The 13,648-nt window shown below is 57.1% G+C and carries 12 protein-coding genes; 4 read left to right on the top strand and 8 right to left on the bottom strand.

Annotated features, from left to right (window positions below):
* Positions 1-100: 100 nt before the first annotated feature.
* Positions 101-1,579 carry a helicase HerA-like domain-containing protein gene (locus RHM56_RS06705; RefSeq protein WP_322239778.1) on the bottom strand — a complete coding sequence of 493 codons (1,479 nt, stop codon included), beginning with the start codon at positions 1,577-1,579 and terminating at the stop codon, positions 101-103.
* Positions 1,580-1,774: 195 nt separating this feature from the next.
* On the opposite strand from RHM56_RS06705, the gene RHM56_RS06700 reads away from it, so the two are divergent.
* Positions 1,775-3,664 carry a methyl-accepting chemotaxis protein gene (locus RHM56_RS06700; protein WP_322239776.1) on the top strand — a complete coding sequence of 630 codons (1,890 nt, stop codon included), beginning with the start codon at positions 1,775-1,777 and terminating at the stop codon, positions 3,662-3,664.
* Between the two features lie 97 nt (positions 3,665-3,761).
* Here RHM56_RS06700 and RHM56_RS06695 read toward each other — a convergent pair whose 3' ends face one another.
* Both RHM56_RS06695 and purU read right to left on the bottom strand, forming a co-directional pair.
* Positions 3,762-3,935, bottom strand: coding sequence for a hypothetical protein (locus RHM56_RS06695; RefSeq protein WP_322239774.1), 174 nt, complete (start codon positions 3,933-3,935; stop codon positions 3,762-3,764).
* A 111-nt stretch (positions 3,936-4,046) separates the two neighbouring features.
* A complete protein-coding gene (gene purU, locus RHM56_RS06690) occupies positions 4,047-4,895 on the bottom strand; it encodes a formyltetrahydrofolate deformylase (protein ID WP_322239772.1) in 849 nt (282 codons plus the stop codon).
* 348 nt (positions 4,896-5,243) lie between these two features.
* Between purU and mvaT the strand changes: the two genes are divergently transcribed.
* Positions 5,244-5,621 carry a histone-like nucleoid-structuring protein MvaT gene (mvaT, locus tag RHM56_RS06685; RefSeq protein ID WP_048370601.1) on the top strand — a complete coding sequence of 126 codons (378 nt, stop codon included), beginning with the start codon at positions 5,244-5,246 and terminating at the stop codon, positions 5,619-5,621.
* A 76-nt stretch (positions 5,622-5,697) separates the two neighbouring features.
* On the opposite strand, the gene sbcB is transcribed toward mvaT, so the two are convergent.
* From sbcB to RHM56_RS06670, 3 genes are all read right to left on the bottom strand, one after another.
* The gene (gene sbcB / locus RHM56_RS06680; protein WP_322239770.1) at positions 5,698-7,149 is read right to left on the bottom strand and encodes an exodeoxyribonuclease I; all 1,452 of its coding nucleotides are present in this window, start codon (positions 7,147-7,149) and stop codon (positions 5,698-5,700) included.
* Positions 7,150-7,244: 95 nt separating this feature from the next.
* Positions 7,245-7,604, bottom strand: a complete 360-nt coding sequence (locus RHM56_RS06675; RefSeq protein ID WP_322239768.1) for a PilZ domain-containing protein — start codon at positions 7,602-7,604, stop codon at positions 7,245-7,247.
* A 288-nt stretch (positions 7,605-7,892) separates the two neighbouring features.
* Positions 7,893-8,267, bottom strand: coding sequence for a tetratricopeptide repeat protein (locus RHM56_RS06670; RefSeq protein ID WP_322239766.1), 375 nt, complete (start codon positions 8,265-8,267; stop codon positions 7,893-7,895).
* 154 nt (positions 8,268-8,421) lie between these two features.
* On the opposite strand from RHM56_RS06670, the gene pyk reads away from it, so the two are divergent.
* A complete protein-coding gene (gene pyk / locus RHM56_RS06665; protein WP_322239764.1) occupies positions 8,422-9,873 on the top strand; it encodes a pyruvate kinase in 1,452 nt (483 codons plus the stop codon).
* Between the two features lie 104 nt (positions 9,874-9,977).
* Here the strand turns inward: pyk and RHM56_RS06660 are convergent, their stop codons facing one another.
* Both RHM56_RS06660 and RHM56_RS06655 read right to left on the bottom strand, forming a co-directional pair.
* Complete coding sequence (locus tag RHM56_RS06660; protein WP_322239762.1) at positions 9,978-10,733, bottom strand: enoyl-CoA hydratase-related protein; 756 nt, start codon at positions 10,731-10,733, stop codon at positions 9,978-9,980.
* A gap of 19 nt (positions 10,734-10,752) precedes the next feature.
* Complete coding sequence (locus tag RHM56_RS06655; RefSeq protein ID WP_322239760.1) at positions 10,753-11,691, bottom strand: iron-sulfur-binding ferredoxin reductase; 939 nt, start codon at positions 11,689-11,691, stop codon at positions 10,753-10,755.
* 302 nt (positions 11,692-11,993) lie between these two features.
* Between RHM56_RS06655 and RHM56_RS06650 the strand changes: the two genes are divergently transcribed.
* Entirely contained in the window at positions 11,994-13,517 is a 1,524-nt protein-coding gene (locus tag RHM56_RS06650) for a fumarate hydratase (RefSeq protein ID WP_322239758.1), read from the top strand.
* The last annotated feature ends 131 nt before the right edge of the window (positions 13,518-13,648 follow it).

Below are 13,648 nucleotides of genomic sequence, written 5' to 3'. Positions count from 1 at the left end.
GCGTTAACTGACTGGCATTAGGGCAGCAGAGCACTCCTTAAAATCCCAAGCGAAGGTCCTTCGGCCCTTATCGCAGCCTGCGGTAGCGACTACGGGTTGTTTACTTGCGTTTGCTCCCACCGAGCAACGACCCCAATAACCCGCGCACCAACTGACGCCCCATTTGACTCGCTGCCTGGCGTGCCATGGATTGCAAGGCCTTGCCCGCCGTAGTACCCAGAAAATCACCCGCCTGATCAAGAAAGCCCGGTTCATGGGGAGCCGCTTGTGCTTGCGCCTCCGGTGCCTGACCTTTGCGGGCCAGCAACACTTCGTAGGCAGACTCGCGATCAATCGGCTTGTCGTATCGCCCCTGCAGCGGTGAACTGGCAATCAAGGTCGCCCGCTCAGCCTCGGTCAACGGGCCGATACGCGACTGCGGCGGCGCAATAAACACCCGCTGAACCATCGCCGGGGTGCCTTTCTCTTCGAGCATGCCGACCAACGCTTCGCCCGTCCCCAGTTCTGTCAGCACCGCCAGCGCATTAAAAGCGGGGTTCGGACGGAATCCATCAGCCACTGCTTTGAGGGATTTTTGCTCTTTGGCCGTGAATGCCCTTAACCCGTGCTGGATACGCAAACCCAATTGGGCAAGGACAGTGTCAGGCAAGTCCGCCGGAGACTGGGTGACAAAGTAAACACCCACACCTTTGGAGCGAATCAGCCGAACCACTTGCTCCAAACGGTCTTGCAGCGCTTTGGGCGTTCCGGCAAACAGCAAATGCGCCTCGTCGAAAAACAGTGCCAGTAACGGCTTGTCGGCATCCCCACGCTCCGGCAACTGCTCAAAAAGCTCAGCCAGTAACCACAGCAGGAAAGTCGCATAGACCTTGGGCGCTTCGTGCACCAAACGACTGGCATCCAGCAGATGAATCCGCCCACGACCATCGCTGGCAGGCTGCAAGATGTCTTCGAGTTGCAGCGCAGGCTCACCAAATAATGCCTCGGCGCCCTGCTGTTCCAGGGTTGACAGACGGCGCAGCAGTGCCTGGCTGGAGCCAGTGGTCATCAAGGCAGCGTCATCGCCCAGCACCTGGGGGTTATCGCGCAGGTAGCCAAGCAAGGCTTTGAGGTCTTTTAAATCCAGCAGCAACAAGCCTTCACGGTCTGCCACTTTAAACGCGGCGTATAAGGCCGACTGCTGACTGTCCGTCAGTTCAAGCAAACTGCCCAGTAACAGCGGCCCCATCTCACTCAACGTGGTGCGTAACGGATGACCGGTTTTGCCCTGTATGTCCCACAGGGTGACCGGATAAGCCTTGGGCTGATAATTCAGCCACGGCATGCTGGCAATGCGCTCGGCAATTTTGCCTTGCGGATTGCCGGCGGCACCCAAGCCGCACAAATCGCCTTTGATGTCGGCGGAAAATACAGCCACGCCCGCATCGCTGAATTGCTCGGCCAAACGTTGCAGGGTGACGGTTTTACCTGTCCCCGTGGCGCCTGCCACTAAGCCGTGGCGGTTTGCCAGGCGCAATGACTGGGCGATGGGCTGACCGGCAAGGTCAGCGCCGAGAACAAGAGCAGAAGAGTCAGGCATTTTTCCACCATTCATTAATCTTTCGCGGTCCCGCGTCGATACATTCTTAATGCTAGACCAGAAAACTCCTGATTTAGCGTAGGAATTACCCCAATAGATATAGAAACCACTCCTGCTCTAGCCGTGACGTGCAGAGCGAGCGTGTTTACAGCGTACAGGCCTCACATTTTTAGACCTTAGCGGACCCTTCAAGCCATGAATAAAAACCTGCGTTTCAGTCACAAAATCCTGCTTGCCGCGTCCCTGATCGTCATCGCCGCGTTCTCGCTCTTTACGCTGTACAACGACTATCTTCAGCGCAATGCCATTCGTAACAATCTGGACAATTACCTCCACGAAATGGGCAGTGTCACGGCCAATAACATTCAGACATGGCTGGGAGGCCGGATTTTACTGGTTGAAAACCTTGCACAATCGATTGCCATCAATCCCGAACCCTCTCAAATCGCCAGCCTGCTGGAGCAAAAAGCACTGACCAGCACGTTCATGGCCGATTACTTTGGCGACAACCAGGGCGGTTTCACCATCCGCCCTGACAGCAAGATGCCAGACGGTTTCGACCCACGCACCCGCCCCTGGTTCAAGGATGCCATCAACGCCAGTGGCGCCAGCCTGACCGAACCGTACATTGATGCGGTCACCGGGCAGATGATTATCTCGATTGGCACCGCGGCGAAAAAAGCCGGGCAAACGCTGGGCGTCGTCGGCGCCGACCTGAGCCTGCAAACCATCACTGACTCAATCAACGCCTTGAACTTTAACGGCCTGGGCTATGCGTTTCTGGTCAGTGGTGACGGCAAAATCCTGGTGCACCCGGACAAAGCGCTGGTCACGAAGTACCTGAAGGACATCTACCCACAAGACACCCCGACCATCAGTACCGCGATCAGCGAGATCCAGGTCGACGGCAAAACCCGGATTGTGACGTTCACCCCGGTCAAAGGACTGGGCACGGTCAATTGGTCTGTAGGCCTGTCGGTTGATAAAGAAAAAGCCTTTGCCACGCTGAGCACATTTCGCACCTCGGCGGTCATTGCAACTTTGATTGCGGTGATTTCAATCATCGCCCTTCTCGGCCTGCTGATTCGCCTGCTGTTACAACCGCTGCACGTGATGACCCGTGCGATGCAGAACATTGCCGAAGGTGAAGGGGATTTGACACGCCGCCTGGCCGTGAACTCCAACGACGAATTCGGCACGCTGGGCAGTGCTTTTAACCACTTTGTTGAGCGTATTCACACCTCCATGCGAGAAGTGTCATCGGCCACTGAGCACGTTAACGAAGTGGCGCTGCGGGTTGTCAGCGCCTCGAACTCCTCAATGCTCAACTCTGACGAACAAGCCAGCCGCACCAACAGCGTTGCGGCAGCGATCAACGAACTGGGCGCCGCCGCTCAGGAGATTGCCCGTAACGCGGCCCAGGCCTCGCACCAGGCCAGTGATGCACGCGGGTTGGCAGAGGAAGGCCAGCAGGTGGTCGAGCGCAGCATCAGCTCGATGCAACATCTGTCGCAAATGCTTGGCACTTCCAGTGGCCATATCGAGTCACTGAATGACAAGACCGTCAACATTGGCCAGATCCTGGAAGTGATCACCAGCATCTCGCAGCAAACCAACCTGCTGGCGCTCAACGCGGCGATTGAAGCGGCCCGCGCTGGCGAGGCTGGCCGCGGCTTTGCCGTGGTTGCCGATGAAGTGCGCAACCTGGCGCACCGCACTCAAGAGTCTGCGCAGCAAGTGCAAACCATGATCGAAGAGTTGCAAGTCAGCGCCCGCGCGTCGGTGAGCACCATGGAGGAAAGCCAGCGTCACAGCGAAGACAGCGTTGAAATCGCTAACCGCGCGGGTGAGCGTCTGATCAGTGTGACTGAGCGCATCGGCGAGATTGATGGCATGAATCAGTCCGTCGCCACTGCGACCGAGGAACAAACCTCAGTGGTTGAGTCGATCAATATGGACATTACCGAGATCAATACACTGAATCAGGAAGGCGTCGAAAACCTGCAATCCACCTTGCGCGCCTGCAATGATCTGGAACAGCAAGCGGCTCGCCTCAAGCAACTGGTGGGCAGTTTCCGTATTTAAGTAGGCTTCAGATCGCAATATTTGTAGGAGCGAGCTTGCCTCGCGATCTTTTGATCGTTTAAAAGATCGCGAGGCAAGCTCGCTCCTACCGATGACCTTACAGATCGGGGTCTGTTTCAGCGTCTGGCTGTAATTGTTCCCAAAGCCTGGCGGCGTCAGGAAAATCGGTTCCATCCTCGGGGCTGAGGGCGTCCGGGTCGTAACGACTCAAACAGCCCTCACCCAAGGTTGCAGGGGCGCTGGACGTGGCCTTGTCGAGTGGATCAGTCATGACGAACCCTCTGTAGCCGCTGCCGCAGGATTGCGCAGCGATCGCGCTTTAAAGCGAAAGTCCTGCGGGCCTTATCGCAGCCTGCGGCAGCGGCTACACAGGCCAATCAGATCAGAACACCACGGTTTTGTTGCCGTGGACCAGCACACGGTCTTCGAGGTGATAGCGCAGGCCACGGGCCAGTACCATCTTCTCGACATCACGACCGAAACGCACCATGTCTTCAATGCTGTCACTGTGGCTCACGCGCACCACGTCCTGCTCGATGATCGGCCCCGCGTCCAGCTCTTCGGTGACGTAATGGCACGTTGCGCCGATCAGCTTCACACCGCGCATCGACGCCTGATGGTAAGGCTTGGCACCGACAAATGACGGCAAGAAGCTGTGGTGAATGTTGATCACCTTGCCTGCGTACTCGCGGCATAGATCAGGCGGCAGGATTTGCATGTAGCGCGCCAACACCACGACTTCAGCGTCATGGTGCTTGACCAGACGCGAGACTTCAGCGAAGGCTGGCTCTTTGTCTTTCGGGTCAACCGGCACGTGGTAAAACGGAATGCCGTGCCACTCGACCATGCTGCGCAAGTCGTTGTGATTGGAAATCACGCAAGAAATATCGCAATCGAGTTCATCGCTGTGCCAGCGGTGCAGCAAGTCTGCCAGGCAGTGAGACTCGCGGCTGGCCATCAGGACCACACGCTTCTTTTGCGCGGTATCCGTGATATGCCACACCATCGAAAACTCGTCGGCAATCGGGGCAAATGCCTCACGAAAAGCCTCTAGCCCAAATGGCAGGGAGTCGGCACGAATTTCGTGACGCATAAAGAACCAACCGCTTTGATCGTCCGAGTGGTGGCTCGCTTCAGTGATCCAGCCATTGTGGGAGGCCAGGAAATTACTGACCTTGGCGACAATGCCGACGCCGTCGGGGCAGGCAATCACCAACCGAAAAGTGCGCATGAGGGGAAAACTCCAAAACTTTACTAAGGCCGCCATTCTAGCGAGTGCGCAGCAAAACTACAGTATTGCGTGAGCCTTATTGCCTGAGGCACCGGGTCGCGCTGGCAAAGCGTCGACGCCAACAGCGCCGCGGCCTGCATTGAATTTGCGCGGCATTGATATTGTTTATTAATGACATTGATAAAGCCAAGGTATCAGCCCTATTTAAAAGCTGACTTATTGCAAACGAGCGAAAGTTAATGAATAAAAATTTAAATTAATCCGAGATTGGATATTTACTTGCTGTAACTGTCTGACTATTATTGCGCCACTGTATCCCTGTCACCTCTTCAGCATAAGGTTATCCTCATGTCCTTGATCAACGAATATCGCGCAACAGAAGAAGCCATCAAAGAACTGCAAGCCCGCCTGAAGAACCTGTCGGAAGACGACAAACTTCAAACCGAGCTGGAATTTGAAGGCAAACTGCGTACGCTGATGGGCGAATACCAAAAGTCGCTGCGCGACATCATCGCCTTGCTGGATCCGGAAGCCAAGGCAAGCAAAGCACCACGCGGTGTTGTTAAAACCACCGGCACCAAACGTGCCCGCAAGGTTAAACAATACAAAAACCCGCACAACGGTGAAGTGATTGAAACCAAAGGTGGCAACCACAAAACTCTGAAAGAGTGGAAAGCCAAGTGGGGCAGCGACGTGGTTGAAGGTTGGGCAACTTTGCTCGGCTAAGTGATACCGGACGCGCAGACTTTTCTGCAACTCTAATAAAAACGCCAGCTCGCTGGCGTTTTTTATTGCCTGGATTTTAATCCTGATCGTTCGCCTGCGACACCAAGCCCACACGCTGACTCAGCCCTTGCGCATAACGCTGCCATTCGTTCAACAGCTTCAGCTCGGCGGGCGTGGCGCTGCGTGACAGGGCATCTGCCGCCTCGGTGAATTGGCTCAGGGTCAGAGGTGCACCCAACGCGGGATCCGTCAATCGCTGCTGACAGAACAATTGCCAGCGTGCCTGCTCTTCTGCGCTCAAGGTATACGCAAAGTTTCGCGCGCGGTAACGAAACAATAATTCAGGCAAGCGCTCATCATCAAATGGCCATGCATCTTTGGCCAATTGTTCCGGGTCACTCATGCGCACTTGTTCGCACAACCGGCGATCACGATCACCGAGAAAACCGTCATACAACTGCTGCTCAGGATCATCACTGGGCGTGAAGTCTTCACGGGCATAAATATCCGATAACTTTTGCTTCCAAACTTCCTGCGCATCAATCAGCACGCGGGCTCGCGCCTGATATTCAGCCATGTTCAACTGCAAACGCTGTTGGTCCTGAGCACGCACTACATTTAATGGCGCGATCACCGGACAACGATTAACGTGAATCAGCTTAAGGCCAATTGGCAGTTGGCCTTCGGGCAAATCCTCACGTCGCGTATAAAGCAACGCACGCAAAGAGTCGGCGTCCATGTCCAACAAGGGCTGTGGATCAAAGTGCAGGTCGCACACAATCAGTGCATTACGGTTTTTAGGATGCCAGCCCAGCGGCAATACCACCCCGGCATAATGTCGCGCCGCCGAGAAACGTCCAGAAATGTGCAGCATCGGTTGCAATAAACGAACTTGATCCAACACTCGCTGCTTAGTACGCAACTGGAATAACCAGTCATATAACTTCGGCTGCTTTTCGCGAATCAAACGCGCCAAGGCAATGGTTGCACGCACGTCGGACAAGGCATCGTGCGCCTGGCCATGGTCAATCCCGTTGGCCGCCGTCAAACGCTCAAGCTTGAGCGTCACCCGCCCCTCTTCCTCGGGCCAGACAATGCCTTCAGGACGCAGGGCATAGGCTGTGCGCACAACGTCAATCAGGTCCCAGCGACTGTTGCCGCCTTGCCACTCGCGGGCGTAAGGATCAAAGAAGTTTCGGTACAGACTGTAGCGCGTGACCTCGTCATCGAAACGCAACGTGTTGTAACCCGCGGCGCACGTTCCAGGCAGAGCCAGTTGTGCATGGGTGCGAGTCATAAACTCGGCCTCCCCCAACCCTTTGTCTTCGAGTCGACTCGGCGTAATCCCGGTGATCAGGCACGCCATGGGATGCGGAAGAATGTCGTCACTGGGCTGGCAGTACAGATTGAGCGGCTGATCGATCTCATTGAGTTCTAGATCGGTGCGGATACCGGCAACCTGCACAGCTCGATCGCAGCGCGGGTTAATGCCGGTAGTTTCGTAGTCGTACCAAAAAATAGAGGTCACGGGGTGTTCCTGAGCAGTATTCGCGCTCAGTCTAGGCGCTCAAACCCGGACAGCACCAGCCCCGAAGCCAAGGCCTCACACCCTGCGCAGATGCATCAAGCAGAGGTTTGCAAGGGATGGAAGCTGAAGTATTGGCTCAAATCGCTGATCAGCTTGAGGTACTCGGCAGGCGGTTGGTACAGGATAAAACCGGAGTCGTAGTAATTGGGCGTCACATCTTCACGGCACCACAGGCATCGCGCCGTGAGGTCGATCCATTGCACACGCCCATCGGCACCTGGAAGCTTGAGCCGTAGCTCAAAATCGGCATCGATCAACAGGGGCAGTTGACTGATCAGCATCAAACCGCCCTCGGATACATTGCCCAAATAGCCCATGGGTTTATCCGTGAACCGGTTGAAGACTCTTAAAAAACACGTCAATTGGTGACGCTGGATGCGGCGTTCGATAACCATGTCGAATTTCACTGTATAAGGCCGTTTAACACGACGGTGTTAACACCTCAAATACCCTGGAGCGATCCAGAGTTCGGTGTAACCGTTCGGAAAGCCACACGCTAAAACACTGCCAACCGAACACTGAGACTCTTTCTTGTTTGATCAAAACCGTTCAAACGCTTGGAAAGGGTAGCAAAAAGATAGCAAACAGCCAGCATCCATTTCAGTCATCATAAAACGCCAAGGCCTCTACGACACGAGTTGAGCGAAGGTTGGGCGCGAGCGCAGATACATTTCGTACAGAGCCTAGAGCGTGGCTGGAAGCGCTTGAGCAGTGCCAGGGCCCGGGATGAATTTAAGAATACGCAAGGTCTCAATTCGCGCCTTGGCCCTGTAGGCATACTCGCTCTTCGGGAATTCATTAATGATGTATTGATAGGTCTGGGCCGCATCCAGGTAAAACTTTGTACGCTCCAGACACAACCCTCGCAGCATCGCCGTCTGCGGCCAGATGTACGGGCGACTGCGGCTGTCGCGATCAACTTCGGACAACTCCAGCATCACCGCTTCGCAGTTTCCGCGATCATACGCCCGATAAGCACTGTTCAGGTGGTGGTTCATCGACCAGCGGGTGCAACCGACCACACTGCTGGCTAACACTAAAATAAGCAAAAAGCGCATGGGTATCTCCTGTTCTCAACAGTGTATCGACCCCTGGGCTAAATTCTTCACATCCTGTGCACCACAACTTAAGTCGAAAGTAGTGCAGAGGAACAATGACTACAGCCAAAGACCATAGTAGCCTTTGGCAGCGCTTGAACTCAGGAGTCTTTGCATGTCCGTTCGTCGAACTAAAATCGTTGCCACACTTGGCCCTGCCAGCAATTCACCGGAGATGCTTGAACAGCTGATCCTCGCTGGCCTGGACGTCGCCCGTCTGAACTTTTCCCACGGCACTCCCGATGAGCACAAGGCTCGCGCCAAGCTGGTGCGTGACATCGCAGCCAAGCATGGCCGTTTCGTTGCGTTGCTGGGTGACCTGCAAGGCCCGAAAATTCGTATCGCCAAATTTGCCAACAAACGCATCGAGCTGAAAATCGGTGACACGTTTACCTTCTCCACCAGCCACCCGCTGACGGAAGGCACCCAGCAAATCGTCGGCATCGACTACCCGGATCTGGTCAAGGATTGCGGCGTCGGCGACGAACTGCTGCTCGATGACGGCCGTGTCGTGATGCGTGTTGATACCGCCACTGGCGACGCCCTGCACTGCACCGTGCTGATCGGCGGCCCGCTGTCGGATCACAAAGGCATCAACCGTCGTGGCGGCGGTCTGACTGCACCGGCCCTGACTGAAAAAGACAAGGCTGACATCAAGCTCGCTGCCGAAATGGAAGTCGACTACCTTGCTGTGTCGTTCCCGCGTGACGCTGCCGACATGGAGTACGCCCGTCAACTGCGCGACGAAGCCGGCGGTACCGCTTGGCTGGTGGCGAAAATTGAACGTGCCGAAGCCGTTGCCGACGACGAAACCCTCGACGCACTGATCAAAGCCAGTGACGCGGTCATGGTTGCTCGTGGCGACCTGGGCGTTGAAATCGGCGATGCCGAGCTGGTGGGCATTCAGAAGAAAATCATTCTGCACGCACGTCGCCACAACAAAGCCGTGATCGTAGCGACCCAGATGATGGAGTCGATGATCCAGAACCCGATGCCAACGCGCGCCGAAGTGTCCGACGTTGCCAACGCCGTTCTCGACTACACCGACGCCGTGATGCTGTCGGCTGAAAGTGCTGCCGGTGCTTACCCACTGGAAGCCGTGCAGGCCATGGCGCGTATTTGCGTCGGCGCCGAAAAGCACCCGACCAGCAAAACGTCCAGCCACCGCATCGGTAAAACCTTCGAAAGCTGTGACCAGAGCATTGCACTGGCGGCCATGTACACCGCCAACCACTTCCCTGGCGTCAAAGCGATCATCGCCCTGACTGAAAGCGGTTACACGCCGTTGATCATGTCGCGCATCCGTTCTTCGGTGCCGATCTACGCGTTCTCCCCGCACCGCGAAACCCAGGCCCGCGCAGCCATGTTCCGTGGCGTCTACACCGTACCGTTCGACCCGGCTTCGCTGCCGCCAGAACAAGTCAGCCAAGCCGCGATCGACGAACTGCTCAAGCGTGGCGTCGTCGAAAAAGGCGACTGGGTCATCCTGACCAAGGGCGACAGCTACCACACCATCGGTGGCACCAACGGCATGAAGATCCTGCATGTCGGCGACAAAATGGTTTAAGCCTTACAAGGCCTACACCCAAAGCCCCTTGTAGGAGCGAGCTTGCTCGCGATCTTTTAAGATCAAAAGATCGCGAGACAAGCTCGCTCCTACAAGAGCTGAAATCAGTCACGCGCCTTGTTGATAAACCCGGACAACGCCGCCACGGCCTCCGGCGAACCAAGACGCTGAATAAACAACCTGCTTTCATCCTCAATCACCTGGCGCAGTTGCTCACGATCCGGCGCTTTCATAAGCCGCTTGCTGTCTTGCACCGCAGCTGGCGCCAATCCAGCCAGCCGATGCGCCGCCTCACGGGCTTTTTCCAAGGCAGCCGCCCCACTTGGCATGGCTTGATTCGCCAGCCCCCACGCCGCCGCCTGCTCGCCACTGAACCCTTCGCCCAGCAGTAACAGCGCTGCCGCCCTCGCCTGCCCCACTAACTGCGCCAACAGCAGGCTCGAACCAAATTCCGGGCTCAGCCCCAAATTGACGAACGGCATACGCAAGCGTGCATCGTGGCTCACATAAACCAGATCACAGTGCAGCAACAGGGTTGTGCCAATCCCCACCGCAGCGCCCGCGACGGCCGCCACCACGGGTTTGCGGCACTCCAGCACGCTACGCATAAAACAAAACACCGGGCTTTGCATGTCCTGCGGCGGCTGCTCAAGAAAGTCGGCAATGTCGTTGCCACTGGTAAAGCACTCAGTGCTGCCGCAGATCAGCACGGCATGCACGCCAACATCGGCATCTGCCTGCTCCAGGGCCTGCGCCAGAGCGCTGTACATCTCACGGGTCAGGGCGTTTTTCTTGTCAGGGCGATTCAGACGCAGGGTCAGCACCGCGCCCTCTCGTTCAACCACGATGGCTTGGGTCATGCTCTCTCCCGTAATGGGGTTAACTGCGGGTCAAAAAAGCGTCCGCCAGCAGTTGATTACGCGAAAGCCCAGCCAGAAACAGACGCTTGGCAAACGCTTCAACCGTGTCAGGGTGGCCGCAGACTAAAGCGTGGGTTTGTCGCGTCACAAGACGCATCTGGACTAGATGATCGGCCAATTGGCTGCGCAACAGGTACTCAACGGCAAGGGGCGGATAAGCGGCAGCCAAGGCCTGCAACTCGGCCTTTAGGTAGTGCTCTGCCTCATCTCGCGCCACGTGCACCAACCGGATCGGCCCTCGATGATCCTGGCGCAATGCATCGCGCAGCACGCCAAACAAAGGGCCCAACCCCGTGCCCGAGGCCAGCAGCCAGAGAGGCTGCTCTTGCCAGTCCGGGTCATAGCGCAACGCCCCGCCGCGCAGTTCACCCAGGCGTACAGCGTCACCCACCTTGAACTGCCGCGCCGCGTCGGCAAACTCACCCGGGTGCGCGCAATCGATATGAAACTCCAGAAAACGATCTTCTTCGGGCAGACTGGCCAGCGAATAAGGACGCGCGATGCCGCTGGCGGTCCACAACACCACATGCTGCCCGGCTCGATAGCGCAGCGGGCGTTGTGCTATCAGCCGTAAACGCAGCACCATGGGGCTGAGCCAGTCGAGGGCCGCCACTTGCGCGGGCAGGCCGTCGCGCTGCGGGTCAAAAGCTTCGATCTGCACGTCGCCTACCACTTCGCACTGACACGCCAGGCGCCAGCCTTGCTCACGCTGGGTTCGGCTCAGCGCCTCAGGCTTGAGGTCCAGCGGCTCGCCTTGCACGCAGCGCACCAGGCAAGCATGGCAACTGCCCGCCCGGCAACTGTAAGGCACAGAGACGCCCGCCTGATTCAAGGCATCCAGCAAATTGCTGCCATCGGCAACTGACCAGCGTTTGTCAGCGACGTGTAACTCGGGCACTTCTGTCCTCCTGCGGGAAATTAGTCGTATAGACGCTACTGCACTGCGGGTGCCTGATGTACCCCTGAACCCACAAAACCCCAAAAGCGAAGGTCCTGCGGCCCTTATCGCAGCCTTCGGCAGCGGCTACAAGTTTTGCCTGTTCAGGTGTATCAAGAACAGGGCCGGGTTATACTGCCGCGCCTTTTTTGTACCGGTCATGCGTGCCCGGTACTTCTCTCAAAGATGTTTACGACAGACCGATAGACCAAGGTCGCAAACACCTTAATTGAATGTTCCCGTCTTATAGAGGAGCGCGACCCATGACCGTGATCAAGCAAGACGACCTGATTCAGAGCGTTGCTGACGCCCTGCAATTCATTTCCTACTACCACCCCGTTGACTTCATTCAGGCCATGCACGAAGCCTATCTGCGCGAAGAATCGCCAGCGGCCCGTGACTCGATGGCGCAAATCCTGATCAACTCGCGCATGTGTGCCACTGGCCACCGCCCGATTTGCCAGGACACCGGCATCGTCACCGTTTTCGTACGCGTGGGCATGGATGTGCGCTGGACCGGCGCCACCATGGGCCTGGACGACATGATCAACGAAGGCGTGCGTCGCGCTTACAACCTGCCGGAAAACGTTCTGCGCGCCTCTATCCTGGCCGACCCGGCCGGTGCTCGCCGCAACACCAAGGACAACACCCCGGCTGTCATCCACTACTCCATCGTTCCGGGTAATACCGTGGAAGTGGACGTGGCGGCCAAGGGCGGCGGCTCCGAGAACAAGTCAAAAATGGCCATGCTCAACCCGTCCGACTCGATCGTTGACTGGGTACTCAAGACCGTTCCGACCATGGGCGCGGGCTGGTGCCCACCGGGCATGCTGGGTATCGGCATCGGCGGCACGGCTGAAAAAGCAGCGGTGATGGCCAAGGAAGTGTTGATGGAGTCCATCGACATTCACGACTTGATCAAGCGCGGCCCGTCCAACCGTATCGAAGAGATGCGTATCGAGTTGTTCGAGAAGGTCAACCAACTGGGCATCGGCGCTCAGGGCCTGGGCGGTCTGACCACCGTGCTCGACGTCAAAATCATGGACTACCCGACCCACGCCGCTTCCTTGCCGGTGTGCATGATCCCGAACTGCGCGGCCACCCGCCACGCACACTTCGTGCTCGACGGTTCCGGTCCTGCGTCCCTTGAAGCGCCACCGCTCGACGCCTACCCTGAAATCGTTTGGGAAGCAGGCCCATCGGCCCGCCGTGTCAACCTCGACACCCTGACCCCGGAAGACGTGCAGAGCTGGAAGCCGGGCGAGACCGTTTTGCTCAACGGCAAAATGCTCACCGGTCGCGACGCGGCGCACAAGCGCATGGTCGAAATGCTCAACAAAGGCGAAACCTTGCCTGTCGACCTTAAAGGCCGCTTCATCTACTACGTAGGCCCGGTTGATCCGGTGCGCGACGAAGTGGTTGGCCCTGCGGGTCCGACAACGGCAACCCGCATGGACAAGTTCACCCGTCAGATCCTCGATCAAACCGGCTTGCTGGGCATGATCGGTAAATCCGAGCGCGGTCCGACTGCCATCGAAGCGATCAAGGAACACAAAGCTGTGTACCTGATGGCTGTGGGCGGTGCCGCCTACCTGGTTGCCCAAGCGATTAAAAAGTCGCGCGTGGTGGCCTTTGCCGAACTGGGCATGGAAGCGATCTACGAGTTCGACGTAAAAGACATGCCGGTGACTGTGGCTGTCGACAGCAAAGGCGAGTCGGTGCACATCACCGGCCCGGCGATCTGGCAACAAAAGATCCACGACAGCCTGGCAGTTGAAGTGCAGTAAGCACTTTTAGCCAGACAAAAAAACGGCCGGGTTAATCACCCGGCCGTTTTTTTATGCGCGCCACTTTGTGGGAGCGGGCTTGCTCGCGATTCAGGCGATGCGGTTTGCCTGATGAACTGCGGCGATGCCAT

It is taken from the genome of Pseudomonas sp. CCC3.1 (assembly GCF_034347405.1).
Taxonomy (GTDB): domain Bacteria; phylum Pseudomonadota; class Gammaproteobacteria; order Pseudomonadales; family Pseudomonadaceae; genus Aquipseudomonas.
Note: the sequence above shows the minus strand (reverse complement) of the source record. Positions and strands in the feature narration are given on the sequence as shown.

What these genes read in the sequence shown, in the direction of transcription:
- purU (WP_322239772.1), bottom strand. Translation starts at nt 4,895, where the DNA reads ATGCGCACTTTTCGGTTGGTGATTGCCTGCCCCGACGGCGTCGGCATT.
- RHM56_RS06660 (WP_322239762.1), bottom strand. Translation starts at nt 10,733, where the DNA reads ATGACCCAAGCCATCGTGGTTGAACGAGAGGGCGCGGTGCTGACCCTG.
- RHM56_RS06700 (WP_322239776.1), top strand. Translation starts at nt 1,775, where the DNA reads ATGAATAAAAACCTGCGTTTCAGTCACAAAATCCTGCTTGCCGCGTCC.
- RHM56_RS06670 (WP_322239766.1), bottom strand. Translation starts at nt 8,267, where the DNA reads ATGCGCTTTTTGCTTATTTTAGTGTTAGCCAGCAGTGTGGTCGGTTGC.
- pyk (WP_322239764.1), top strand. Translation starts at nt 8,422, where the DNA reads ATGTCCGTTCGTCGAACTAAAATCGTTGCCACACTTGGCCCTGCCAGC.
- RHM56_RS06695 (WP_322239774.1), bottom strand. Translation starts at nt 3,935, where the DNA reads ATGACTGATCCACTCGACAAGGCCACGTCCAGCGCCCCTGCAACCTTG.
- mvaT (WP_048370601.1), top strand. Translation starts at nt 5,244, where the DNA reads ATGTCCTTGATCAACGAATATCGCGCAACAGAAGAAGCCATCAAAGAA.
- RHM56_RS06705 (WP_322239778.1), bottom strand. Translation starts at nt 1,579, where the DNA reads ATGCCTGACTCTTCTGCTCTTGTTCTCGGCGCTGACCTTGCCGGTCAG.
- RHM56_RS06650 (WP_322239758.1), top strand. Translation starts at nt 11,994, where the DNA reads ATGACCGTGATCAAGCAAGACGACCTGATTCAGAGCGTTGCTGACGCC.
- RHM56_RS06675 (WP_322239768.1), bottom strand. Translation starts at nt 7,604, where the DNA reads ATGGTTATCGAACGCCGCATCCAGCGTCACCAATTGACGTGTTTTTTA.